Annotated in this window: 22 protein-coding genes; 7 read left to right on the plus strand and 15 right to left on the minus strand. The window is 71.5% G+C overall.

What is annotated here, in order from left to right; all coding sequences use genetic code 11:
• Positions 1-100: 100 nt before the first annotated feature.
• Entirely contained in the window at positions 101-841 is a 741-nt protein-coding gene (locus JSY14_RS01925) for a PspA/IM30 family protein (protein ID WP_259557074.1), read from the minus strand.
• Positions 842-1,034: 193 nt separating this feature from the next.
• Here JSY14_RS01925 and JSY14_RS01930 point away from each other — a divergent pair, with 193 nt between their 5' ends.
• From JSY14_RS01930 to JSY14_RS01950, 5 genes are read left to right on the plus strand one after another with little or no spacing between them, the layout of a single operon-like run.
• A complete protein-coding gene (locus JSY14_RS01930) occupies positions 1,035-2,594 on the plus strand; it encodes a cytochrome ubiquinol oxidase subunit I (protein ID WP_259557075.1) in 1,560 nt (519 codons plus the stop codon).
• 17 nt (positions 2,595-2,611) lie between these two features.
• Positions 2,612-3,682, plus strand: coding sequence for a cytochrome d ubiquinol oxidase subunit II (gene cydB, locus JSY14_RS01935; RefSeq protein WP_259557076.1), 1,071 nt, complete (start codon positions 2,612-2,614; stop codon positions 3,680-3,682).
• An 18-nt stretch (positions 3,683-3,700) separates the two neighbouring features.
• Positions 3,701-5,383, plus strand: a complete 1,683-nt coding sequence (gene cydD / locus JSY14_RS01940) for a thiol reductant ABC exporter subunit CydD (RefSeq protein WP_259557077.1) — start codon at positions 3,701-3,703, stop codon at positions 5,381-5,383.
• Complete coding sequence (cydC, locus tag JSY14_RS01945) at positions 5,380-7,200, plus strand: thiol reductant ABC exporter subunit CydC (RefSeq protein ID WP_259557078.1); 1,821 nt, start codon at positions 5,380-5,382, stop codon at positions 7,198-7,200. The genes cydD and cydC overlap by 4 nt, the downstream gene beginning before the upstream one ends.
• Entirely contained in the window at positions 7,197-8,297 is a 1,101-nt protein-coding gene (locus tag JSY14_RS01950) for a sensor histidine kinase (protein WP_259557079.1), read from the plus strand. Before cydC ends, JSY14_RS01950 begins: the two co-directional genes overlap by 4 nt.
• A 19-nt stretch (positions 8,298-8,316) precedes the next feature.
• Here JSY14_RS01950 and JSY14_RS01955 read toward each other — a convergent pair whose 3' ends face one another.
• The 7 genes from JSY14_RS01955 to JSY14_RS01985 form a co-directional block, all read right to left on the minus strand.
• A complete protein-coding gene (locus JSY14_RS01955; protein ID WP_432803589.1) occupies positions 8,317-8,931 on the minus strand; it encodes a response regulator transcription factor in 615 nt (204 codons plus the stop codon).
• 84 nt (positions 8,932-9,015) lie between these two features.
• A complete protein-coding gene (gene mutM / locus JSY14_RS01960) occupies positions 9,016-10,026 on the minus strand; it encodes a bifunctional DNA-formamidopyrimidine glycosylase/DNA-(apurinic or apyrimidinic site) lyase (RefSeq protein WP_259557082.1) in 1,011 nt (336 codons plus the stop codon).
• 6 nt (positions 10,027-10,032) lie between these two features.
• The gene (gene rnc / locus JSY14_RS01965; RefSeq protein WP_259557085.1) at positions 10,033-10,785 is read right to left on the minus strand and encodes a ribonuclease III; all 753 of its coding nucleotides are present in this window, start codon (positions 10,783-10,785) and stop codon (positions 10,033-10,035) included.
• On the minus strand, positions 10,785-11,366 hold the full coding sequence (locus JSY14_RS01970; RefSeq protein WP_259557086.1) for a YceD family protein: 582 nt from the start codon (positions 11,364-11,366) through the stop codon (positions 10,785-10,787). Before JSY14_RS01970 ends, rnc begins: the two co-directional genes overlap by 1 nt.
• 116 nt (positions 11,367-11,482) lie before the next feature.
• A complete protein-coding gene (gene coaD / locus JSY14_RS01975; RefSeq protein ID WP_259557087.1) occupies positions 11,483-11,962 on the minus strand; it encodes a pantetheine-phosphate adenylyltransferase in 480 nt (159 codons plus the stop codon).
• Positions 11,959-12,522 carry an RsmD family RNA methyltransferase gene (locus JSY14_RS01980; RefSeq protein WP_259557088.1) on the minus strand — a complete coding sequence of 188 codons (564 nt, stop codon included), beginning with the start codon at positions 12,520-12,522 and terminating at the stop codon, positions 11,959-11,961. The genes coaD and JSY14_RS01980 overlap by 4 nt, the downstream gene beginning before the upstream one ends.
• Position 12,523: 1 nt before the next feature.
• Positions 12,524-14,680, minus strand: coding sequence for an ATP-dependent DNA helicase RecG (locus JSY14_RS01985; protein WP_259557090.1), 2,157 nt, complete (start codon positions 14,678-14,680; stop codon positions 12,524-12,526).
• 366 nt (positions 14,681-15,046) lie between these two features.
• Between JSY14_RS01985 and rpmB the strand changes: the two genes are divergently transcribed.
• Complete coding sequence (gene rpmB, locus JSY14_RS01990) at positions 15,047-15,241, plus strand: 50S ribosomal protein L28 (protein ID WP_259557091.1); 195 nt, start codon at positions 15,047-15,049, stop codon at positions 15,239-15,241.
• A 71-nt stretch (positions 15,242-15,312) separates the two neighbouring features.
• On the opposite strand, the gene JSY14_RS01995 is transcribed toward rpmB, so the two are convergent.
• Together JSY14_RS01995 and JSY14_RS02000 are read right to left on the minus strand one after the other, a co-directional pair.
• On the minus strand, positions 15,313-16,374 hold the full coding sequence (locus tag JSY14_RS01995) for an NAD(P)-dependent alcohol dehydrogenase (protein WP_259557092.1): 1,062 nt from the start codon (positions 16,372-16,374) through the stop codon (positions 15,313-15,315).
• Between the two features lie 109 nt (positions 16,375-16,483).
• Entirely contained in the window at positions 16,484-17,566 is a 1,083-nt protein-coding gene (locus JSY14_RS02000; protein ID WP_259557093.1) for a thiamine-phosphate kinase, read from the minus strand.
• A gap of 72 nt (positions 17,567-17,638) precedes the next feature.
• Here JSY14_RS02000 and JSY14_RS02005 point away from each other — a divergent pair, with 72 nt between their 5' ends.
• Positions 17,639-18,148, plus strand: coding sequence for a DUF3515 domain-containing protein (locus tag JSY14_RS02005; protein ID WP_259557094.1), 510 nt, complete (start codon positions 17,639-17,641; stop codon positions 18,146-18,148).
• Between the two features lie 33 nt (positions 18,149-18,181).
• Here JSY14_RS02005 and JSY14_RS02010 read toward each other — a convergent pair whose 3' ends face one another.
• From JSY14_RS02010 to leuC, 5 genes are all read right to left on the minus strand, one after another.
• The gene (locus JSY14_RS02010) at positions 18,182-19,300 is read right to left on the minus strand and encodes a D-alanine--D-alanine ligase family protein (protein ID WP_259557095.1); all 1,119 of its coding nucleotides are present in this window, start codon (positions 19,298-19,300) and stop codon (positions 18,182-18,184) included.
• Between the two features lie 17 nt (positions 19,301-19,317).
• Positions 19,318-19,914, minus strand: a complete 597-nt coding sequence (locus JSY14_RS02015; RefSeq protein ID WP_259557096.1) for a DUF2867 domain-containing protein — start codon at positions 19,912-19,914, stop codon at positions 19,318-19,320.
• Between the two features lie 4 nt (positions 19,915-19,918).
• Positions 19,919-21,235, minus strand: a complete 1,317-nt coding sequence (murA, locus tag JSY14_RS02020) for a UDP-N-acetylglucosamine 1-carboxyvinyltransferase (protein WP_259557097.1) — start codon at positions 21,233-21,235, stop codon at positions 19,919-19,921.
• Between the two features lie 101 nt (positions 21,236-21,336).
• Positions 21,337-21,948 (minus strand): 3-isopropylmalate dehydratase small subunit, encoded by a 612-nt coding sequence (leuD, locus tag JSY14_RS02025; protein ID WP_259557098.1) that lies wholly within the window; start codon positions 21,946-21,948, stop codon positions 21,337-21,339.
• Between the two features lie 60 nt (positions 21,949-22,008).
• Entirely contained in the window at positions 22,009-23,457 is a 1,449-nt protein-coding gene (gene leuC, locus JSY14_RS02030) for a 3-isopropylmalate dehydratase large subunit (RefSeq protein WP_259557099.1), read from the minus strand.
• Positions 23,458-23,623: the final 166 nt, after the last annotated feature.

The following is a 23,623-nucleotide window of genomic DNA, read 5'->3' on the forward strand; positions in this document are numbered from 1 at the left end:
GGATCCGAGCCAGTATGGCACAGAGCGGTGGCACGACCGGGGAGAACCCTGGTCGCGCCGCCGCCGTAGGACCATCGGCCGGCCGGGCCGGTGACCGGTCTCAGGACTCGATCGCGTCGGCCGGTCGGGTCCCGGCCTTCAGGGCCTTGAGGCGCTCATCGACATCCACCCGACGCGCTTCGACCTCGAGTGCCTCGAACTGGTTGTCGATGCTGCTGGCGGCGAGCTCCTCGCGGCCGATGACGCGCGCCTCCTCGCGGCGCACCTTCTCCTCGAAGCGGGAGAGTTCACTGGTGGGATCGAGCACGTCGATGGCGCCCATGGCGTCGGCCATGCGGTTCTGCGCCTGCGCCGCGCGGGAGCGGGCCACCAGCTGATCCCGACGCGAACGCAGCTCGTTGAGCTTGCCGTGCATGATGTCCAGCCCGGACTTCAGCTTGCCCACGACCTCGTTCTGTGAGTCGATCGACGGCTGCACCGCCCGGATCTCCTCCTCGGCCTGCATCTGACGCTCGATGGCGACGCGGGCGAGCGCGTCGAAACGGTCAGCCTCCGAGGTGTTCCCCTGGGCGCGCAGCTCATCACCGCGCTGGGAGGCCACGAGCGCCTTGCGCCCCCACTCCTCGGCGGCGCGGCGATCCTCCTCCTGGTCCTGCTCCATGAGACGCAGGTTCCCGATGGTCTGCGCGACCGCGGTCTCGGCCTCTCGGATGGAATCGGTGTAGTCACGGATCATCTGATCCAGCATCTTCTCCGGATCCCCGGCCTGGTCCAACAGGGCGTGGATGTTGGCTCGGGTCAGCTGGGCGATGCGGCCGAGGATGGACTGCTTGGCGGTCATGGTTCCTCCAGTCGGCGGGGACGGTCGGACCCGACGGGTCGCTGTCCCGGCGAGTCTACGGGGAGAGATCCGCGTCACCTGAGTCCCCTCTCACGGTCAGGCGGCACGCTGGGGGACCATCGTCCCGGTGCACGCGCGCGTACGCGGGAGTAGGTTAAGAGCGCACTACCCCATCCCTGTTCCCGGAGACACCATGGACGCCCTCGATCTGGCCCGATGGCAGTTCGGCATCACGACCGTCTACCACTTCATCTTCGTGCCGCTCACGATCGGTCTGTCGCTGCTCGTGGCGATCATGCAGACGATCGCCCACACCTCCCGTGACGCGGTCCGCCGCGACGCCTGGACCCGCCTGACGAAGTTCTTCGGGTCGATGCTCATCGTCAACTTCGGCATCGGAATCGCCACCGGCATCGTGCAGGAGTTCCAGTTCGGCATGAACTGGTCGGAGTACTCCCGCTTCGTCGGTGACATCTTCGGCGCCCCGCTGGCCCTCGAGGGCCTCGCCGCCTTCTTCCTCGAGTCCGTGTTCCTGGGCCTGTGGATCTTCGGCTGGAACCGCCTGCCGGAGAAGCTGCACCTGCTCACCATCTGGTGCGTCGCCATCGGCACCATGCTCTCGGCGTACTTCATCCTCGCCGCGAACTCCTTCATGCAGCACCCGGTCGGCGCCCACTTCAACCCGGAGACCGGTCGCGCCGAACTCGATCCGGCCCAGGGCGGGATCATCTCCGTCCTCACCAACGTCACCACCCTGGTGGCCTTCCCCCATGTGATCTCGGGGGCCTGGCTCACCGCCGGTGCGTTCGTCACCGGTGTCGCGGCGTGGCACATGGTCCGTCATCACCGGATGGCCGAGGCGGCCCCGGTCGGCTCACGCGAGGCCGAGAGCCACTGGCACATGGCGCGGGAGATCTTCCGCCCCGCCACCCGTTTCGGTGTCATCGTCATGCTGATCTCCGCCGTCGTCCTCGTCGTCTCCGGTGATGCGCAGGCGAAGATCATGTTCCAGCAGCAGCCGATGAAGATGGCCTCGGCCGAGGCGCTGTGCGAGACGCAGGAGGGTGCCCCCTTCTCCATCCTCACCATCGGCGGGCCGGACGCGTTCACGGCCGACTGCTCGAGCGTGACCCACCTGATCGAGATCCCGAACCTCACCTCGTTCCTCGCCACCAACGATCCGAACGCTGAGCTGAAGGGCGTGGACGCCCTGCAGGAGGAGTACGCCGCCCAGTTCGGCGCCACCGCCACCGACATCGAGGGCACCGAGCAGGCCGTCGACTACCGGCCGAACCTGTTCGTGACCTACTGGAGCTTCCGCCTCATGATCGGCCTGGCCGCGTTCAGCGGCATCCTGGCCCTCTGGGCACTGCTGGCCACCCGCGGCAAGGGCGAGGCCGCCCGCACCACCGGCTCCCAGGCCTTCGCCTGGTTCGCGGTGCTCGCGATCGCCATGCCGTTCCTGGCCAACACCGCCGGCTGGGTGTTCACCGAGATGGGCCGCCAGCCGTGGGTCGTCGCGCCCAACCCGATGGGTGACCCGACCATCAGCCTGCTGACCATGCAGGGTGTCTCCAACCATCCGGCCTGGATGGTCGTGACCTCCCTGGCCGTCTTCACCCTCCTGTACGGGGTGCTCGCGGTGGTGTGGTTCCACCTGATGCGCAGCACCGCGCGCAAGGGCATCCCCACCCCGCGTCGTGAACGCTCCACGGGCGAGGTCGACACCCCCGTGCTGTCCTTCGGCTACTGAGAGGAACGGTCTCGATCATGGACACCACCGCGCTCCAGACCCTCTGGTTCATCCTGCTGACGGTCCTGTTCCTGGGCTACTTCGTGCTCGAGGGCTTCGACTTCGGCGTCGGCATGAACGTCGCCGCCATCGGCAAGGGTGACGACACCCGCACCCGCCAGGTGCTGCGGACCATCGCCCCGGTGTGGGACGGCAACCAGGTGTGGCTGATCGTCGCCGGCGGCGCGATGTTCGCCGCCTTCCCGGAGATGTACGCGACGCTCTTCTCGGGCTTCTACCTGGCCCTGCTGCTGATCCTCGTGGCACTGATCGTGCGCGTGTGCGCCTTCAAGTACCGCGACAAGATCGACAACCCGACCTGGCACCGCACCTGGGACATCATGCACGTCATCGGCGGGCTGCTCCCGGCGCTGCTGTGGGGCGTGGCCTTCGCCAACATCGTCCAGGGCGTCGGCATCGACGAGAACCGCTGGATCACCACCTCGCTGCTCGGGCTGCTCAACCCCTTCGGCCTGCTCGGCGGTCTGGTCTTCGTGCTGCTGTTCTGGCTGCACGGCACCCTGTACCTGGCACTGCGCACCACCGGCGAGGTTCGCGAGCGGGCACACTCTCTGGCCGGGAAGCTGATCATCCCCACCATCGTGGGTGGCGCGATCTTCCTCATCTGGGCCCAGCTGGCCTACTCCCGCAGCGTGCTGACCTGGCTTCCGCTGCTGGTGGCGGCCCTCGCCTTGGTGGCGGTGATCCCGCTGAACCGGGCCCGCAAGGAGGGCCTCGCCTTCGCGGCGAGCAGCCTGGCGATCGCCGCGGCGACGATCCAGCTGTTCGGCGGCCTGTTCCCCTACCTGCTGCCGGCCCGCGGTGACGACGCGCTCTCCCTGACCGTGGCGAACGCCTCCAGCTCGGAGCACACCCTGATGGTCATGACCATTGCCACTGTGATCCTGCTGCCGATCGTCCTGGCCTACCAGGTGTGGACCTACTGGGTGTTCCGCCGTCGCGTGACGGAGGACGAGGTCGAGACCCCCGCCGGCGGCATGTGGGCCATGGTCCGCTCCCGCTACCGCGAGGCCTTCGATCAGGGCTGACGCCCGCTCCACCACCGCATGACCGACACCCCCGTCACGAGCCGCGGTCGACGGCGCCCCGCGCCGATCGATCCGCGGCTCGTGCGGCATGTCCGGGCGGCCCGTGGGCACCTCGCACTGACCGTCGGTCTCGGACTGCTGCAGGCGGTGTGCGTGATCCTCACCGCCGTGCTGCTCGCTCGGATCGGTGCGGATCTGCTGGTCGACGGTGTGCTCCCGAGCGCGCAGCCAGCTGTGCTGCTGGCCCTGCTGGGGGTGCTGATGGTGCGCGCCGGCGCGGTGTTCCTCCAGCAGCGCACGGGGCATCGGGCCGCCACCGCGGCCGTCGCCGAGCTGCGCCGTGATGTGGTGGAGCATGCCGCGCTGCTCGGCCCTCGCGCTGGGGCCGGGCGCGGCGGTGACCTGGCGACCCTCGCCACCACCGGCCTGGAGCTGCTGCGTCCCTACCTGGTGGGGTATGTGCCGCAGCTGGTGCTCGCCGCGACCGTGACCCCGCTGGCCCTCGTGGCGATCACCCTGCTGGATCTCACCAGCGGGCTCATCGTCCTGGGCACCCTTCCCCTGGTGCCGATCTTCATGATCCTCATCGGCCTGCTCACCCAGGGTCGTTCCGAGCGGCTGCTGGCGGATCAGCGCCGTCTGTGGGCACAGACCCTCGACCTGGTCGACGGTCTGCCGACGCTGCGAGCCCTGGGACGCGAACGCGGCCCGGAGCGCACCGTCCACGACCTCGGGGACCGGCACCGCCGCTCCACGATGGACACCTTGAGGGTGGCGTTCCTGTCCTCGACCGTGTTGGAACTCCTGGCGACGCTGTGCGTGGCTCTGGTGGCGGTCGCCATCGGCATGCGCCTGGTGTACGGGCAGATGGAGCTGTTCCCGGCCCTCGCGGTGTTGGTGCTCGCCCCCGAGGCGTACCTGCCGCTGCGGCAGGTCGGGCAGCAGTTCCATGCCTCCACCGACGGTCTCGCCGCGCTCGATGCCGTCTTCACCGTCCTGGAGGAACCCGCCCCCGCCGACGGAACCCTCCCCGCCCCGGACCTGCGCCGGTGCACCCTGCGGTTGCGGGGCGTGGGGGTCCGCTCGCGCGATGGGGGCCACGCACCCGACCGGCTCGACCTCGAGGTGCCTCCCGGCCACAGCCTCGCGCTGATCGGCCCCAGTGGCGCGGGGAAGACCACCGCCGTCCACGTGCTCCTGGGGCTGCTGCAGCCCGACGAGGGTCACGCCGAGGTGATCCCCGCCGGCGGGGACGCCGTGGACGTGACCGCCCTGCAGCGCCGGACGTACTGGGATCAGATCGTGCACCTGCCGCAGCGTCCGGTGCTGCCCCCCGGGCCCCTGCGCGACGTCCTGCGAGAGGCCCGGCCCGAGGCCTCCGACGCCGAGCTGGACGAGGCACTGTCCGCGGTCGGTCTGGACACGATGCTGGCCGCTCGCGAGGAGGAACCCGTGCTGGGCCGGGACGGATCCGGGGCCTCCCTCGGGGAGCGACAGCGCCTGGCTCTGGCGCGAGCCGTGCTGAGCTCCGCCCCGGTAGTGATCCTGGATGAGCCGACAGCGCACCTGGACGGCGCCAGTGAGGAGCTGGTCGTCGGGCTGATGCGGCGATGGTCCGCCGAGGGTCGGACGGTGCTCGTCGTCACCCACCGTGGCCGCACCGCCGCTGCCGCCCGGACGATCGTGGAGGTGACCCGATGAGCCGCCGCGCGTCCCACGCTCTCGCCCGGGTGATGCCCCTGCTGCAGCTGGAGCGTCCGCGACTGCTCGCAGCCATCGGCGCGGGCTCCGCGACCCTCGGGGCCGCCTTCGCCCTGGCCGCGGTCTCCGCCCATCTGGTGACCCGCGCCTGGACGATGCCACCGGTGCTCGATCTCACCGTCGCGGTCGTGGCGGTGCGCGCCCTCGGGGTGTCCCGCGGTGCCTTCCGCTGGCTGGAGCGGATGCTCACCCATGATGTGGCGCTGCGCGGGGTGGTGGATCTCCGGGCGAACCTCTTCGCACGGGTGGCGGCCCACGGCACCCCGCTCGCCCGCGTGCGTCGCGGTGAGCTGCTGGCCCGATTCGGCGATGACGCCCAGGAGCTCGGGGATCATGTGATCCGGGCCGTGGTGCCGGCTGCCGTCGCCGTGGTGCTGGGGGTCGCGGCCCTCGTCACCTTCGCCGCGATCTCCCTGCCGGCGACGCTGGCGGTCGGGGCCTCCCTGCTGCTGGCCTACGTGGTCGCTCCCTGGGCGGCACTGCGCGCCGCCGAGGCACCCGGGCAGGAGATGGTCACTGCCCGCGGCGCCGTGACCGCCGGGGTGCTGCACGTGCTGGATGATGCCTCCGCCCTGCGCCTGGAGGACCGCCTCGACGCCGCCCTGGACCGTCTGGACGAGGATCAGCGCACCCAGGATCGTGCCGTCGATGCCGCCGCGCTCCCCAGTGCCGTCGCGGCCGCGGCCTCTCCCGCCGCGATGGTCCTGGCAGTCGCCGGGTCGCTGCTCGCCGCCGGACCCGCCTGGGCCGGTGGCACCGCGAGCGCCGGGGTGATCGGCATGCTGGTGCTGCTGCCGCTGTCGTCCTTCGAGGCGGCGCAGACCCTTCCCGCGGCGGCGACCCAATACGCCCGCTCCCGAGCTGCCGCTCGCCGCCTCGCGGAAGTGATGGAGACGGACGGGCCTTCCGCTGCGACGTCCGACGCCACGAGCTCGGGGTCCGACGCCACGGGCACGGAGTCCGACGCCACGGGCACGGGCGCGCCGGCCGCTCCCCCGCACCCCTCGCCGGTCCCCGTCCCCGCCGCCCGCCTGACAGCCCACGCGCTGCGGGTCGGCTGGATTCGGGGCCGCCCCCTCACGGAGCCGGTGCACCTCGACCTCCCCTCGGGGTCACGGCTGGCGATCGTCGGCCCCTCCGGGGCGGGGAAGTCGACGCTGCTGCAGACCCTCGCCGGTCTGCTGCCGCCGCTCGACGGAGAGGTTCTCCTCGACGGCCGCCCGGTGGGTGATCTGTCCGCGACGGAGGTGCGCAGCACGATCGTCTGCTACGCGGAGGACGCCCATGTCTTCGGGACGACCGTGCGGGAGAACCTTCGGGTGGCGCGGGGTGATGCCTCCGACGAGGAGATCCTCGCTGCACTCACCGACGTGGAGCTCGACGACTGGGTGCGGTCGCTTCCCGAGGGTCTGGACACCCTGCTCGGCGCGGCCGGGACCACTGTCTCCGGTGGGGAGCGGCGGCGTCTGCTGCTGGCGCGCGCGGTGCTGCGCCGCAGCCCCCTCACCCTGCTGGACGAGCCGACGGAGCACCTCGATCCGGAGCGCGCCCGGCGCCTGCTGCACCGGATCCTCGATCCCGGCCCCGACGGCCTCTTTCCTCCGGAGGGCACCGTCGTGGTGGTCACGCACCAGCGTGACGCCCTGCCGGCGGCCGTGCCGCTCCTGCCGTTGCGGCCCCTGCCGATGCCGGCGCACCCCGGTGCCACCCCGCCTCTCCCCCCGTCCCCGTCTCCCGAACCGGAGGTCCCCTCATGAGTCGGCGCCCCTCGATGAGTGAGCTGCTCGACGCCGTCCTGGCCAGTGATGATCTCGAAGAGGTGCTCGGGCGACTGGTGGCGATGGCGTCGGCGGAATCCGGGCCCCACACCACCGTGGCCCTGGTGCTGCCGCTGGGGCCCGGCTGCTGGACGGTGGAACTGGCCGATGGTCCGGCCAGCGCGGATCTGCTGGGACAGGAGCTGCACGAGAACCAGATCCTGTGCGCCGCCATCCACAGCGGGGAGACCGCGCGTCTGTCGGCCCTGAACGGCCGCACCGACGCCGTCCCTGGTACCGACCTCCCCCTGCGGCGCCAGTCCGGCCTGCGCGGTCCCGACGGCCCCGGGGCGCTGCTGGTGGTCGCGGAGAGCGAACCCTGGATCACGGCCGACCGGGTCGACGGCATCGCCGCGCTGGTCTCCCTCGCCCTGCGCGACGTCACCCATCAGCCGGCTCAGGATGCCGAGGACGAACGCGCGCGGATCGCCCGCGATCTGCATGACCTGGCGATCCAGGAACTGTTCGCGGTCGGGATGGAACTCGAATCACTGGTGGCGGAGGCCGAATCAGGAGCCTCCACGCCGCAGACGGTCGTCCGCCGCCTGGGATCCAGCACCCGCGGCGTGGAGAACGCCGTCGCGCAGATCCGTCAGATCGTGCAGTCCCTGCGACGCGTCCGCCCCGAGGCGACGCTGACGGAGCGGCTGCGCCATGAGGCCGGGCTGGCGACCGCCGGGCTGGGTTTCGCCCCGAGCCTGCGTCTGCCGTCACCGCCGGAGTCGCTGGACCGAGAGATCCCGGAGGACATCGCGGAGGACGTCGTCGCGGTGGTCCGGGAATGTCTGGCCAATGCCGCACGGCACGCGCACGCCAGCGCGGTGGCGGTCGCGATCGGGGTGATCGATGAGGGCGTGGACCGGGTGGTGCAGGTGAACGTGTCGGACAACGGCCGCGGGATCGACCCGTCGGTGACGCGCCGCAGCGGCCTGGCGAACATGGCCAGCCGCGCCCGCCGTCACTCCGGCTGGGTCGACGCGATCCCGTTGGATCCCGGCACGATGATCTCCTGGCGGGTCACACTGCCGCCGGTGTGAGCGGGGCGGCCGCGCGGGATCAGCGCCAGTCGGCCCGACGCCGCGCCGCCTCCCGGGCCGCCACCTGCGTGCGGCGCTGCAGACCGAGGGTGTGCAGGATGGAGGTGAGACGGTTCTTCACGGTCTTCTCGGCGATGCCGAGCTCCTCGGCGATCTCCCGATTGGAGAGCCCGTCGCCGATGAGCGAGACGATCCGCTGATCGGTCTCCGGCAGCTCCGGCTCGTCGTGCGCGGCCTGGGCGGGCCAGATCTCCTCACCACGCGCCACAGACCGCACCGCCTGCACGATCTCGAGGGACCGGGAGGACTTCAGCAGCAGTCCGCGGGCACCGGCGGCCTTGGACTCACGCAGTGCCGCGTCATCGTCGAAGGAGGTGAGCACCAGCATCACCTGCTCGGGATCCAGATCACGTGCGGCCTTCATGACGTCGATGCCGGTGCCGTCGGGCAGCTGAAGGTCGACGACCAGGACCTGGGGCCGCACCGCCGGGAGGCGGCGCAGCGCCTCGGTCACCGATCCCGCCTCCCCGACCACCTCGAGGTCCCGGGCCGCGTCGATCACACCGATGATGCCTCGTCGCACGATCTCGTGGTCGTCGACGATCATCACGCGCAGGGTCGACTCCTCGGACACGGTTCTCCTCACTCAGCAGATGGTCTCAACGGGTCAAGGCTACTGTCCCCCGGGCCGGATCCCGTCCACCGGGGTCCAGAGGTGTCATCGCCCCGACGCCGCCACCCGTGCCGCACCGCCCGATGAACGCAGTCGTTGACAGCGCGGGCACAGGTGGCTGGAGCGCTGCGCGACCACCGTGCGCACCAGCGGTGTCCCGCACCGCCGGCACGGTTCTCCCTCCCGGCCGTAGGCATCGAGGGAGCGCGCGAAGTACCCCGAGCGACCATCGACGTTGACGTACAGCGCGTCGAAACTGGTACCCCCGACCTCGAGAGCCCGTTGCATCACCTCGCGGCCGGTGCGGAGAATCCGCAGCGCTCGGATCTGCGACAGGTCCCGACCGGGCTGGGCGGGATGCGCCCGGGCCGCCCACAGGGCCTCGTCGGCGTAGATGTTGCCGATGCCCGAGACGATCTGCTGAGACAGCAGCAGGCTCTTCACGCCGGCACTGCGTCCCCGCAGGACGCGGGCGATGCCCGGGAGGTCGGCGTGCTCATCGAGCAGGTCCCGGGCGATGTGGGAGGCGTCCACGGGCAGCTGCTCATCGGTGCTGCCCCATCCGGCGGGGAGACCATCGGGGGCGGCGACCAGCGGGGAGAGCCACAGTCCACCGAAGAGTCGCTGGTCGAGGAAGTCGACGGTGACACCGCCTTCCAGGGTGAGGCGCACCCGGAGGTGCCGCACCGGATCGGACGCGGGTCCCTCCTGCGCCACCGTTTCCTGCGCCACAGGTTCCTGCGCCACCGGCTCCTGCGCCGTGCCGTCGGCGCCACCTCGCACTCTCAACTGGCCGCTCATCCCCAGGTGCACCATGAGCGCGTCCGCACACGGTCGCCCGGTCCGGGCGTCGGCCAGCCGCCACCAGAGGAACTTCCCGCGCCGGGCCAGAGCGGTGACGCGCGTGCCGGGCAGGCGGTCGAGGAGCTCCCGGGGACCCCCACTCTGGCGGCGCACGGACCGTTCGTCGCCGATGCGCACCGCGGTGATCTCCCGGCCGAGCACATGCGGCAGCAGACCGCGTCGCACCACCTCGACCTCGGGCAGCTCGGGCATCGTCGATCAGGCCCGGGGGAACAGCGACTCGCCGCGTTCCGTGAGCACCGCGCGGACGGCTTGCTGCGCGGCGGCGAGCTCGGCCTCCTTCTTGGAGGGACCGGTGCCCTCCGCAGTCACCACTCCCTGCACGGTCGCGACCGCGGTGAACACCGGGGAGTGCTCCGGGCCGGATCCGGTGACGGTGTAGACGGGAACCGTACCGACCTCGGCGGCGATCTCCTGCAGACGGGTCTTGAAGTCGAACCCGGCCTCGAGCATCTCGTCGGAGTCGAGCAGCGGGGCCAGCACCTCCAGCACGACGCGGCGTGAGACGTCGGGACCGCAGGCCAGGTGGACCGCTCCGAACACCGCCTCCAGGGTGTCTGCGAGGATCGACGGCTTCTCCCGTCCGCCCGAGAGGTCCTCCCCGCGGCCCAGGCGCACGTAGTCCCCGAGGTGCAGGCGGCGGGCGAGGATCGCGAGCGCCCGCATCGACACGATCGCGGCGCGCCGCTTCGCCAGGACTCCCTCGGGGACGGTCGGGTAGGTCGTGTAGAGGTGCTCGGTGGTGGCGAGTCCGAGCACGGAATCGCCGAGGAACTCGAGGCGCTCGTTGTGCGGGGTGGCCTCGTGCTCGAAGGCGTAGGACCGGTGGGTCAGCGCCAGCTCCAACAGGCCGGATTCGCGCAGGTCGGCGGCCTGGGCGCCATCGAGCGGGAGTGCCTGCACCAGCCCCTCGGGATCCGCCGCGGGGCGCAGCTTCCGGGCTCGGGCCATCAGTGGGCGGCCCCCTCAGGGCCGCGGTCGCCGCGCTCATCCCCCTCGTCGAGCAGCTGCTGCAGGAGGGCGAACCGGGGGTCGATCACCTCATGGTGGTGGTCGGGGTCATCCTCCAGGCGCAGACCGCACTGGGCGCACAGCCCCGGGCAGTCGGGCCGGCACAGCGGGCGGTCGTCGGCGGCGACGGCCAGGGCGTCATGCACCAGTGGCGCCAGGTCGACGGCATCGCCCTCGAGGATCACGACTTCGTCGGGGTCGACGTCGGAGGGCACCTTCTCGGGGTAGCTGAACAGCTCATCGAGGCGGGCGTCGATGTGCTGCTCGACCGGGTCCAGGCACCGGGAGCACTCCCCTGTGAGACGGGCCTCGACGGTCCCGCTGACGAAGATGCCCTCGACCACGGATTCCAGGTGCGCCTGGACGTGCAGGGGGTCACCGACGGGAACCCGCATGGCCAACCCGCCCTCGGTGTCGTCCGTGGCGCGGACGGTCGCCTCCACGTGCCGGTGGGCGCCCGGGCGGGAGATGAGGTCGACGACGTCGAAGCGCAGGTCACCTGGGGTGGTCGGGCTGGTCACGGTGTCTCCTCGGTGCGCTGATGCAGGTGCCCGCAGCGGTGGCCGCGGGCGTCGTCCAGGATACGGCGGACCGCCTGGATGCGGCCCCCGGGTGGCTCCGTGTCAGCGGAGGGCGATCAGACGCGACGCAGCGCCTCCACGGACGCGGAGGGGAGCATGTCCTCCACCGGACCGCCGAGGGCGTGCACCTCCCGCACCAGGCTGGAGGAGATGTGGGCGAGGCTCTGGTCGGTGAGGAGGAAGACGGTGTCGACCTGCGCCAGGTGGGCGTTCATCCGTGCCATGGGCTCCTCATAGGACAGGTCGAGCTGTGAGCGCAGGCCACGGACCACGGCGCGGGCGCCGATGCGGCGGCAGAAGTCCACCAGCAGGCCGGCGGGCAGGTCCTCCACCCGCACCCGCGGAGCCAGGCCCTCCGCCTGCAGGGTCTCCTCGATCGCTCTGCGGCGCTGCTCCAGACTGAGCAGACCCGCTTTCGAGGGGTTGTGGGAGACGGCGATGACCACCTCATCAGCCAGGGCGGCGGCGCGACGTGCGAGGTCGAGGTGGCCGAGGGTGAAGGGATCGAAGGATCCCGGCAGCACGAGGGTGGTCATGCCGCCACTGTAGGCCCGCCGTAGTGCACGACGGTCTCCCCGTACCGTTTCGCGCCGTCGTCGGCATATCCCTGGGGCCACTGCAGTTCCTGCCCGCGGGCGGAGCGCTCCACCACCACGACGGCGTCCGGGGTGAGCGCGGGCAGGAGCCGCTGCAGCAGATCCTCGATCTGCACGGTCGCCACGTCGTAGGGCGGATCCAGGAACACCAGGTCGAGGCTGCCCGGGGCGAGGGCGTCGACGGACTGTTCGGCGCGGCCGTGGCGCACCTCCGTGACGTCGGCGAGCCCGAGTGCCCGGGTGGCGCGGCGCAGCGTGGAAGCAGTGGGCCCGTGGGCCTCGACCACGAGGGCGTGGGCGGCCCCCCGGGAGAGGGCCTCGAGAGCGAGCGCCCCGGTGCCGGCGTAGAGATCGGCCACCCGCGCGCCGTCGAGGGCATCCCAGCCGTCGAGCCGGGAGAACACGGCCTCTCGTACCCGGTCGGAGGTGGGACGGGTGCCGGGCCCGACGGAGCCGGGGATGGGACGGCCTCCGAGGCGTCCGGCGATGATGCGGGGCACGTCAGCTCCTCTCCACGTCGGGATCGACATCCCGCAGGCGGCGGTCGATCGCGGCGGCCAGCCCCGGGTGGGCCGACAGCTGGGGATCGTGCGCCACGAGCTGCTGGGCGTCGGTCCGGGCGGACTCCACCACGGCCCGGTCCCGCAACGGGTCGAGGAACCGAAGGGTGCGGCCGAGGCCGGACTGTTCCGTCCCCACGAGGTCCCCGATGCCGCGACGGCCGAGGTCGAGCTCCGCCAGGGCGAATCCGTCGAGGGTCCCCGCGACGGCCCGCAGGTGCTCTGCGGTGTCGGAGTCCCCGGGGGCGCGGGTCTCGAAGAAGGCGATGCCGGGGGCGCTGCCGCGGCCCACGCGGCCGCGCAGCTGGTGCAGCTGGGAGACGCCGAACCGTTCGGCATCCAGCACGATCATCACGGTGGCCTCGGGCACGTCCACGCCGACCTCCACCACCGTGGTGGCGACGAGAAGGTCGACCTCCCCGGAGGCGAGCTGCTCCATCGCCTGCCGTTTCTCCTCTGCCCCCATGCGGCCGTGGAGCATACCGATGCGGACCCCGTCGAGAGCCGGCAACCGGGACAGACGGGCGGCGGTCTGCACCACCCCGCGGGGCACCCGCCCATCCTCCCCGGCCGTGGTGTCCTCCGTCTCGTCGATCCGGGGGCACACCACGAAGGCGCGATGCCCGGCCGCGATCTCCTCGGCGGTGCGTTCCCACATGCGGCGCAACCAGGCCGGGTTGCCCTCCTCCACCACGAAACTGCTCATGCCGGCTCGGCGGCCGGGGGCCTCACGCAGGGACAGCACATCGAGGTCGCCGACGGTGGCGAGGGCGGCGGTGCGCGGGATCGGCGTGGCGGTCATGACGATCACATGGGGGCTGAGGTCCGCCTCTCCCTTGGAGCGCAGTCGGCGCCGGTGATCGACGCCGAAGCGGTGCTGCTCATCGATCACGACCAGGCCCAGCGAGGCGAACTCCACGGTGTCGGTGAGCAGTGCGTGGGTGCCGATCACCAGCCCGGCCTCCCCGGAGAGGATGTCCGCGAGGGTTTGCCGACGCTGCGACTGCGGCAGCGAACCGGTCAGCAGGCGCACGGCGGTCGCGTCGGGCGCGGCATCCAGCCTCCCCCCGAGCCCGAGATCCCCCAGCAATTCCATGATCGTGCGGTGATGCTGCGCGGCGAGCACCTCCGTGGGGGCGAGCAGCACCGCCTGCCGGCCGGAGTCGACGGCCCGCAGCATCGCGCGCAGTGCCACCACGGTCTTGCCGGAGCCGACATCCCCCTGCAGCAGCACGCTGGTGGGATGCGGCTGGGCGAGGAGAGCATCGATCTGCGCCCCGACCTCCTGCTGCCCGGCGGTGAGGGTGAACGGCAGACGCTGCTCGACCAGCGGGCGCAGCGGCCCGTCGGCCGTCATCGACGGGGCCGTGAGGGAGGCATCGAGGGCGCGACGCCGGGCGAAAATCGTCTGCAGGACGAAGGCCTCCTCCGCGGCCAGACGCCGCAGTGCCACGGGGGGATCGGCGAGGCTGTGGGGCGCGTGCAGCAGGCGCAGCGCCTCGGCCAGGGGAGGCAGCTGCTGGGAGCGCAGCACCGCCTCCGGCAGGGGATCCGTCAGCTCTCCCGCGTGCTCCAGGGCGGTCGCGAACAGGCGCCGCATGCCCGCCTGGTTCATCCGCTCTCGCAACGGGTACACCGGCTGGGGCCGGCGCAGCTCGGCGGCGTCGGCGGCGGCCGGGTCGTACCCCTCGTACTCGGGGTGGACGATCTGCGGGGATCCGTCGCGGGAACGCTCCACGGTGCCGCGCACCAGAATCGTCCGCCCTTCGGTCAGCTGGCCCCGGTGCCACGCCACCTGGTGCTTCTTGCGCAGGAAGAAGGTGAGGTCGAGGGCCCCGCCGTCGTCACCGACCCGGACCTGCAGCAGGTGCCCGGGACGGTTGCGCATCGGCCGGTCGCTGACGCGGCGCACCTGCACGATGACGGAGACCTCCTCCCCGTCGCGGACATCGTCCAACGCGCGCAGCGGCCCGGGCACCACATACCGCAGCGGCGTGACCCGCAGGAGCTCGTCGAGGTCCTCCACCCCGAGCGCCTGGATCGCGCGCAGCTCCTTGGGCGTGAACAGGCGGTGCAGCGTCGCCGTGGGATCCTCCACCTCGGCTCCTCTCCCCATGCTCGTCCGCTCGCACTCTTCGGCCCGCTCTCACGCGATGGCATCGCATCATCCCGGTCGGCATCATGGTGCCATCGGCCGCCGACATCCGAGGGTTCCGCCTCCCCGGTCTCCGGCCGCCCCGAGTCTCCGGCCACCCCGGGCCTGTGGCAGGTTCCACAACCTGGACTGCCCCACCCCCCTGCGGCGAAGGGGCCGGGTCGGTTATGCTGCCGGGGTTGCCCTGTGCACCGGCGCTCGCCCGTCGGCACCCTCGGCCCGCCCCCTTCGGGATGCGGCCCTGCTCGGTGCCGGGACCGCCGAGGTGGGGGCACCCACCTGCGAACCGATTTCTTCAGGAGACGAACCGTGGCTTCTACGTGTGACCTCTGCGCCAAGGGCCCGAGCTTCGGCAAGAGCGTGTCCCACTCGCACCGCCGCACCTCGCGCCGCTGGAACCCGAACATCCAGACCGTGCGCGCCGTGATCAAGGGCACCCCCCGCCGTCTGAACGTGTGCACCTCCTGCATCAAGGCGGGCAAGGTCGAGAAGCTCTCCGCCTGAGCCTCTTCCCCGCGCACTCGTGAGCCCCCGTCCTTCCGGACGGGGGCTCACGTCGTTCCGGCGGCCGGCGATCAGGCCACCGGCGCGTCCTCGAAGGTGGCGGTGTCGATGACGACGCGGAACTTCACGTCGCCCTCCACGACCCGGTCATAGGCGGCGTCGACCTCATCCACGCCGATCTTCTCGATGCGCGCGGCCAGGCCGTGCTCGGCGCAGAAGTCCAGCATCTCCTGGGTCTCGCGGATGCCGCCGATGTTCGACCCGGCGAGAGCCTTGCCCCCGCTGATGACGCTGCCGAAGCTCATCGGCTGCTGCTCCGGAGGCAGGCCGACGACGACCATGGTCCCGTACGGCGCGAGCAGGCCGAGGTACTTGTCGACGGGGATATCGGCGCTGATGGTGTTGAGGATCAGGTCGAACTCGCCCTTGTGCTCCTCGAAGAAGCCGTCCTCGGAGGTGGCGAGCACCCGGGTGGCGCCGAGCTCCTTGGCCTCCGCCTCCTTGCGCAGGGTACGGGTGAGCACGGTGACCTCGGCTCCCATGGCCGCGGCGATCTGCACACCCATGTGGCCGAGCCCGCCGAGGCCGAGCACCGCGACCTTCCGGCCCTCACCGGCGCCCCAGCGGGCCAGGGGCGAGTAGGTGGTGATGCCGGCGCACAGCAGCGGCGCGGCGACGTCGAACTCGAGCGCGTCGGGGATGGTCAGCACGAAGCGCTCGTCGACGACGACCTTCTGGCTGTACCCGCCCTGGGTGATCGTGCCGTCGACGTCCTCGCTGTTGTAGGTGCCGACGGCGCCGTTCAGGCAGTTCTGCTCGTTGCCGGCGCGGCACTGCTCGCACTCGCCGCAGGAGTCCACGAGGCAGCCGACGCCGACGCGGTCACCGACCTTGACGCGGGTGACCTCATCGCCGACGGCCTCCACGACCCCGGCGATCTCGTGGCCGACGGTGAGGGGGAAATGCGCCTCACCCCACTCGTTGCGGATGGTGTGGATGTCACTGTGGCAGATGCCGGCGGCCTTGATGTCGATGACGACGTCCGTGGGCCGCGGGTCGCGCCGCTCGATCTCGGCGACACGGAACGGCTGGTCCGGTCCGGTCTTCTGCAGGGCCTTCACGGTCTGAGGCATGGGGGCGGTCCTCCTGCTCCATGCTGGTGACGCGTCGTGGGATGGTCGTCGACCACCTTACGCCGCAGGTCCTGGGGGATTTCTCGGTGCTCTGGCGCCGTGTGCCCTCTCACCCGCTGAAGTGGTCGAAGGGGGCACCGGGCACCGGGTCACCGTCCAGGAGAACCTGGGGCGCGTCGCCATCCTCCGGTTCCTGCACCCGGCCGATCGCACGGAAACCCTCCGGCAGCGCACCGGCGGGGAAACAGGCGAGCAGGGCGTGTTCCTCACCGCCGTGAAGCACCCACTCCCGTGCCCTGTGGAGGGCACCGCCGGGGGCTCCCGCAGCGGCTCCGGCGGGAGCCCCGTCGGATGCCGCCTCCACCTCGTCCAGCAGGCGCCGCGCCACCGGTGACAGGGCCGCCACGTCCGCGGCGAAGGCCGTACCGTCGAGGTCGAGGTCGACCCCGCTGCTGCGAGCGATCCGTAGGCCATCGCGGACGGGCCCATCGGACAGGTCGAGCATTGCGTGAACCCCGTTCTCAGCGGCGATCAACCCCCGTCGCAGGTCCGGGTCCGGGGCGTTATGCCAGGCCAGGAGCTCCTCTTCACGGTCATCGCGACACCGGCCGGGGCGCCGCCCGCTGAGCACCAGCGCCAGGCCCGCGGCGGAGCGTCCCAGCCGCCCCGCGCTGACCGCGAGGATGTCCCCCGGTCGGGCGCCGCTCCGGAGCACGGGCGCGCGCCCATCGGGCAGCACCCCGAGGGCCGTGACGGTCAGTGACAAAGCCTCGGCTCGTCCCAGATCGCCGCCGACGACGATCGCGCCGCTGCGGGCCGCCCGCGCCGACAGCGCGGTCATGATCTCCTCGATCGCCTCGGCGGGGGCACCTCCCGGGGCGCTGAGGCTCACCACCAGGGCGAGGGGCCGGGCTCCCATCGCGATGACATCCGCGAGGTTCTGCACTGCCGCCTTCGCCCCGATCCATGCTGGTCGCGTCGCATCCGGCAGGAAGTCCTGGCCCTCGGTGAGGGTGTCGGTCGTGACGACCAGGCGCGGCGAGGAAAGCTGCAGCACCGCGGCGTCATCCCCCGGGCCGACCAGGACGCTCCCGAGAGCGTCCCGGGTGCGGGGATCGGCGGCCGCGACCCCGGCCATGGCCGGGACGATCCGCTCCAGGATCCCGTCTTCGCTGAGCTGGTCGAGACGCATGCCCCCAGTGTGCCCGAGGCCCACGCGGACCGACGGGCGGGCAGGTGCCCCCACGCCCGATAGGCTCGGACCGTGCTCCCCCACTCCGGACTCCCCCGCTCGCCGCGCGCCCTGGCCCGCATCGGTGCTGCCCTGCTGCTCGTCGTGACGGCGAGTTCCTGCGGCGTGCGGGTCCCTCCCGGGCCGGAGGCCGCCGACCCCCGCTGCGCCGATCTGGTGGTCGGTGCCCCGGGGGAGATGGAGGGGCTGCCGCGGTCCGAGACCACGAGTCAGGGCACTGTCGCCTGGGGCAGCGGTGCGGACACGATCGTCCTGCGCTGCGGGGTCGTGCCGCCGGGCCCCACCACCGACCAATGCACCAGGTTGGAGGACCAGAACGGGGTGAGCGTCGACTGGCTGGTGGAGGAGGGTGACGACGGCATCGTGCACTTCACCACCTACGGGCGCCTGCCGGCGATCGACGTCACGGTGCCCCGCAGCGTGGCGCCGGATCAGCCCTCCGCCGTGCCGTTGGCCCTCGCGCCGCTGGTGGCGCCCCTTCCGGTGGACCGGCAGTGCGTCGGCCCGGAGGACCTGACCTGATCGTGCAGGTCTCGACGCGGCGGTGCCCCTGGGTCAGCGCGGCCCGACGGGCCGGGATCGCGCCAGCTCGATGAGTTCCGCGACGAGGTCCGAGTACGTCAGGCCCATGTTCTCCCAGAGCACAGGGAACATGGAGAACGGCGTGAAACCGGGCATGGTGTTGACCTCGTTGACCACGACCTCACCCTGCCGGGTGACGAACACGTCGACCCGGGCGAGTCCCTCGAGCCGCAGCGCGGTGAAGGCCTCGGCGGCGACCTGCCGCACCCGGTCGCTCTGCTCCGGTGTGAGCTCGGCGGGCACCTGGATGGTGACGGTGCCCTTGCCGAAGTACTTCGATTCGTAGTCGTAGAAGTCGAGATCGTCCCCGAGGATCACCTCACCGGGCGCCGTGGTGCGCGGCGCCTCGCCGTCGCGTCCCTCCAGCACACCGCATTCGATCTCGCGGCCCTCGACCTCGGTCTCGACCAGCACGCGCGGGTCCTCGGCGACGGCGATCCGCATCGCCTCCTCCAGACCGTCGGGCGTGTGCACACGGGTGACACCCATGCTGGAGCCGGCACGGGTGGGCTTGACGAACCACGGCAGGGGCAGCGTCTCGAGGCGCGTGCGCACGGCGTCCGGGTCGGTGACCCACTGGGCGGCGGTCACGAGCTCCCCGGGTGCCACGGCGATCCCGGCGGCCTGCAGGGCCTGCTTGGTGGCGGCCTTGTCCATGCACAGGGCGGAGGCCAGCACCCCGGAGCCGACGTACGGGATGTCCGCGAGGTCCAGCAGGCCCTGGACGGTGCCGTCCTCCCCGAAAGGGCCGTGGAGCAGCGGGAACACCACGTCGACGTCCGCCAGGTGCTCCACACGACCGTCGCGCACCACGCGCAGTTCGGTACGTCCGCCGTGGGGCACGGCCTCGAGGGGCAGGAGCACCTCGTCACCGTCCACGGGGACCTCGGGGGCGCGGCCGTCGCGGATCTGCCAGTGCTCCGGGTCGGAGGACACCTCGACGCAGCGGCCCTGGCGGGTGACACCCACGGCCACCACGTCGAACCGGGCGGGGTCGAGAGCCGAGAGGACACCGCCGGCCGTGACGCAGGAGATGCCGTGCTCGCTGCTGCGACCGCCGAAGAGCAGGGCGACGGTGGTGCGCGGGCTCATGGGGGCCTCCTGGGCGGTCACGAACGGTCGGAGGATGCCGACGGAGGCAACAACCGGGCGGCGGCGCGGGGCAGACGGAGCCCGCCCCCGGGCCCGGTCGTGAGCTCGCCTCGGGCACGAGCCCGGCGTCGGACGGTCGCCGGCGCGCGCCGGGCCAGGGTGTGCACCGCCGCGGCATGCATGAGGCGACGGGGTGCGAAGGCGAGACGCCCGCGCAGCGTGCGGTACTGCACGGCGGTGGTGACCTGCAGCAGGGTGCCACCGGGCAGCAACGCCACAGCGATGCGTACCCGCAGATCGGGGGTGTCGTCGACGATCAGTGCCTCGCTGCCGCGGACCTCGTTGGTGACGTAGGTCCTCTCCGGCGGCGGCACCATGTCGAGGAGCCGAACGGCCTCATCGCGCAGCGCCCGCAGACCGCGGGCACCGAGCGTGCTGTTCTCATGCGCGAAGATCGCCTCGGCCCACACCCGCGGGTCGGGCTCGTCCACGCCCCGGGTCGGCACGATCACGACATCGCAGTAGTCCGGTGCCGGGATGTCACGCAGGGCCAGGGACCCGGCCGCACCGGTCGGGGTGATGGCGTCCGAGGAGTCGAGCGGCCGTTCCTGCATGGGGTCAGTCCTCCCAGTATTCGGCCCCGAGGGCGGTCAGCTTGGAGCGGAAGCTCTCATAGCCGCGGTCGATGAGGTCGATGCCGTGGATCCGGGAGACCCCCTCCGCGCCCAGGGCCGCGATGAGGTAGCTGAAGCCGCCGCGCAGGTCCGGCACGGTGATCTCCGCGCCGTGGAGGGGCTTCGGGCCGGAGATCACGGCGGAATGGTTGAAGTTGCGGCGTCCGAAACGGCAGCTGGAGCTACCGAGGCATTCGCGGTACACCTGGATCTGCGCACCCATGTCGTTCAGCGCGCTGGTGAATCCGAGGCGGTTCTCATACACCGTCTCGTGGACGATGGAGATGCCCTCGGCCTGGGTCAGAGCGACCACCAGCGGCTGCTGCCAGTCGGTCATGAAACCGGGGTGGACGTCGGTCTCCACCGCGATGGAACGGAGCGGTCCGCCGGGGTGGAAGAACCGGATGCCCTCCGGGGTGATGTCCATCCCGCCGCCGATCTTGCGGAACATGTTGAGGAAGGTGCTCATCGGCTTCTGCTGGGCACCGCGGACGAACACGTCACCGCGGGTGACCAGGGCGGCGCAGGCCCAGCTGGCGGCCTCGATACGGTCGGGCAGGGCCACGTGCTCGTAGCCGCCCAGACGCTCGACACCCTCGATGGTGATGGTGCGGTCGGTCTGCAGGGAGATGATCGCGCCCATCTTCTGCAGCACGGCGATGAGGTCCTCGATCTCCGGCTCCACCGCGGCGTTGGTGAGCTCGGTGATGCCCTCGGCCCGCACGGCGGTCAACAGCACCTGCTCGGTGGCTCCGACGCTCGGGTATTCGAGGTGGATCTTCGCACCCCGCAGGCCGTTCGGCGCGGTGATGGAGATGCCCATCTCGCGTTTGTCGACCACGGCCCCGAAGTTGCGCAGCACGTCGAGGTGGTAGTTGATCGGCCGGTTGCCGATGCGGCAGCCGCCGAGGTCCGGGATGATCGCCTCCCCGAGGCGGTGCAGGAGCGGTCCGCAGAACAGGATCGGGATGCGGGAGGACCCGGCATGGGCATCGATGTCGACCACGTGGGCCCGCTCCACGTTGGACGGGTCCATCCGCAGCAGGCCGCCGTCGACGTCGCGCTCCACCTTGACGCCGTGCACCTTCAGCAGCTCGCTGACGATCTGCACGTCGCGGATGTCCGGCACGGAGTGCAGGGTGCTGGGTTCTTCGCCCAGCAGGGCGGCGACCATCGCCTTCGAGACGAGGTTCTTCGCACCGCGCACGGTGATCTCACCGGACAGCGGCCGGCCGCCGCGGACGTTGAAGGTCGAGTTCATGGTGTCCTTGGACAGGGTGAGGGGCGGGCACGGGGCCCGGGGACCGACTCACCTTACCGGAGCGGCCTCGGGAAGTCGGTGAGTCGTGGCGCGTGCGACGCTCAGACCCCCGATGCCGTCCGCGTCGGGAGCGTCCTGGGCATCCACGCGGGACGCCGTGCCTCGAAGGCGTCGATGTCGGCGGCGTGCCGCAGCGTGAGGCCGACGTCGTCGAGGCCCTCCATCAGGCGCCAGCGCGTGTAGTCGTCGATGACGAAGGGCAGGTCCGTCCCGGCGGCTCGCACCTGGCGTTCTGAGAGGTCGACGGTCACCTCGGTGCCGGGCTGCTCCTCCAGGATCTTCCACAGCAGCTCGATGTCGTCCTGTGCCAGCTGGGCCGCGATGAGCCCCTGCTTGCCGGCGTTGCCGCGGAAGATGTCGGCGAAGCGGCTGGAGAGCACGGCCCGGAACCCGTAGTCGCGCAGCGCCCAGACCGCATGCTCCCGGGAGGAGCCGGTGCCGAAGTCGGGGCCGGCCACCAGCACGGATCCCGAGCGGTAGGCGGGCTGGTTCAGCACGAAATCGTCGGAGCGGCGCCAGGCGGCGAACAGGCCGTCGTCGAAGCCGGTCTTGGTGACCCGCTTGAGGTAGACGGCGGGGATGATCTGGTCGGTGTCGACGTTGCTGCGGCGCAGCGGCACGCCGACGCCGGTGTGGGTGGTGACAGCTTCCACGGGAGGGGTCCTTCCAGGAGGTACGGAGTGGGGGCGCCCGGTTGTCGCGGCGGGCTCGACTCAGGCGGCGGCGCCGCGCTGCGCTGCGGTGGAGCCGTGCGGCGTGTCGTCGAGGTCTGACGGCGCGGACAGGGTGCCGCGCACGGCGGTGGCGGCGGCCACCACCGGGGAGACGAGGTGGGTGCGCCCGCCCTTGCCCTGCCGGCCCTCGAAGTTCCGGTTGGAGGTGGAGGCGGATCGCTCCCCCGGCGCGAGCTGATCGGGGTTCATGCCCAGGCACATGGAGCACCCGGCCTGTCGCCACTCCGCCCCGAAGGCGAGGAACTCCCGATCCAGCCCCTCATCCTCGGCCTGGCGACGCACGCGGGCGCTGCCGGGGACGACCAGCACCCGCACGTCGGGGTGCTTGGTGCGGCCGCGGATCACGTCGGCGAAGGCCCGCAGGTCCTCGATCCGACTGTTGGTGCACGAGCCCATGAACACGGTGTCGACGGCGACCTCCCGCAGGGGGGTGCCGGGCTGCAGATCCATGTACTCCAGAGCGCGCTCGGCAGCGACCCGTTCGGACTCGTCGACGATCGCGGCCGGGTCCGGCACGGTGGCGCTCAGCGGCAGTCCCTGCCCGGGGTTCGTGCCCCAGGTGACGAAGGGCTCCAGCTCGTCGGCGTCGATCACGACCTCCGTGTCGAACACGGCGTCGTCGTCGCTGCGCAGCGTCCGCCAGTAGGCCACAGCCTCGTCCCAGTCGGCACCCTGCGGGGCGTGGGGCCGGCCCTTCACGTACTCGAAGGTGATCTCATCGGGGGCGATCATCCCGGCGCGGGCACCCGCCTCGATGGACATGTTGCAGATGGTCATGCGGCCCTCCATGGAGAGCGCCCGGATGGCCTCGCCGCGATACTCGATGACATGACCGGCCCCACCGCCGGTGCCGATCTTCGCGATCACTGCGAGGATGATGTCCTTCGCGGTCACGCCCGGCTTCAGGGTGCCCTCGACGGTCACGGCCATCGTCCGGAACGGCTTCAGCGGCAGCGTCTGGGTGGCCATCACATGCTCCACCTCGCTGGTTCCGATGCCGAAGGCGAGCGCCCCGAAGGCACCGTGGGTGGAGGTGTGGGAGTCACCGCACACCACGGTGATGCCCGGCATGGTCAGGCCCAGCTGCGGACCGACCACGTGCACGATGCCCTGCTCGATGTCCCCCAGCGGATGCAGCCGCACCCCGAACTCCTCGGCGTTGCGGCGCAGCGTCTCGATCTGTGTGCGGGAGGTGATGTCGGCGATCGGACGGTCGATGTCGACCGTCGGGGTGTTGTGGTCCTCGGTCGCGAGCGTCAGATCGGTCCGGCGCAGGGCGCGTCCCTCCTGCCGCAGGCCGTCGAAGGCCTGGGGGCTGGTGACCTCATGGAGGAGGTGGAGGTCGATGTAGAGCAGGTCGGGCTCGCCGTTCTCCCCACGACGCACCACATGGTCGTTCCACACCTTCTCCGCGAGCGTGCCCGCCATCGTCCACCTGCTCCTTCCGTGCCGCGGCCTCTCCGCGACGACCGTCGCGCGTCCCGGGCCGGAGGGCCTGTCCTCGCGATGTCATCGCCGTGTCAGGGCGTACCTGTCACGCCCCGGCGCTCGCCCCATCATGGAAGCCGACTCGCACCACTGCAGTTGCGTCTCA

This window comes from Brachybacterium sillae (assembly GCF_025028335.1).
Classification (GTDB): domain Bacteria; phylum Actinomycetota; class Actinomycetes; order Actinomycetales; family Dermabacteraceae; genus Brachybacterium; species Brachybacterium sillae.

What these genes read in the sequence shown, in the direction of transcription:
- leuC (WP_259557099.1), bottom strand. Translation starts at nt 23,457, where the DNA reads ATGGCGGGCACGCTCGCGGAGAAGGTGTGGAACGACCATGTGGTGCGT.
- JSY14_RS01995 (WP_259557092.1), bottom strand. Translation starts at nt 16,374, where the DNA reads ATGCCTCAGACCGTGAAGGCCCTGCAGAAGACCGGACCGGACCAGCCG.
- rnc (WP_259557085.1), bottom strand. Translation starts at nt 10,785, where the DNA reads ATGGCCCGAGCCCGGAAGCTGCGCCCCGCGGCGGATCCCGAGGGGCTG.
- murA (WP_259557097.1), bottom strand. Translation starts at nt 21,235, where the DNA reads ATGAACTCGACCTTCAACGTCCGCGGCGGCCGGCCGCTGTCCGGTGAG.
- JSY14_RS02010 (WP_259557095.1), bottom strand. Translation starts at nt 19,300, where the DNA reads ATGAGCCCGCGCACCACCGTCGCCCTGCTCTTCGGCGGTCGCAGCAGC.
- mutM (WP_259557082.1), bottom strand. Translation starts at nt 10,026, where the DNA reads ATGCCCGAGCTGCCCGAGGTCGAGGTGGTGCGACGCGGTCTGCTGCCG.
- cydB (WP_259557076.1), top strand. Translation starts at nt 2,612, where the DNA reads ATGGACACCACCGCGCTCCAGACCCTCTGGTTCATCCTGCTGACGGTC.
- JSY14_RS01925 (WP_259557074.1), bottom strand. Translation starts at nt 841, where the DNA reads ATGACCGCCAAGCAGTCCATCCTCGGCCGCATCGCCCAGCTGACCCGA.
- JSY14_RS02000 (WP_259557093.1), bottom strand. Translation starts at nt 17,566, where the DNA reads ATGCGTCTCGACCAGCTCAGCGAAGACGGGATCCTGGAGCGGATCGTC.
- JSY14_RS01950 (WP_259557079.1), top strand. Translation starts at nt 7,197, where the DNA reads ATGAGTCGGCGCCCCTCGATGAGTGAGCTGCTCGACGCCGTCCTGGCC.
- coaD (WP_259557087.1), bottom strand. Translation starts at nt 11,962, where the DNA reads ATGACCACCCTCGTGCTGCCGGGATCCTTCGATCCCTTCACCCTCGGC.
- JSY14_RS01930 (WP_259557075.1), top strand. Translation starts at nt 1,035, where the DNA reads ATGGACGCCCTCGATCTGGCCCGATGGCAGTTCGGCATCACGACCGTC.
- cydD (WP_259557077.1), top strand. Translation starts at nt 3,701, where the DNA reads ATGACCGACACCCCCGTCACGAGCCGCGGTCGACGGCGCCCCGCGCCG.
- JSY14_RS02015 (WP_259557096.1), bottom strand. Translation starts at nt 19,914, where the DNA reads ATGCAGGAACGGCCGCTCGACTCCTCGGACGCCATCACCCCGACCGGT.
- cydC (WP_259557078.1), top strand. Translation starts at nt 5,380, where the DNA reads ATGAGCCGCCGCGCGTCCCACGCTCTCGCCCGGGTGATGCCCCTGCTG.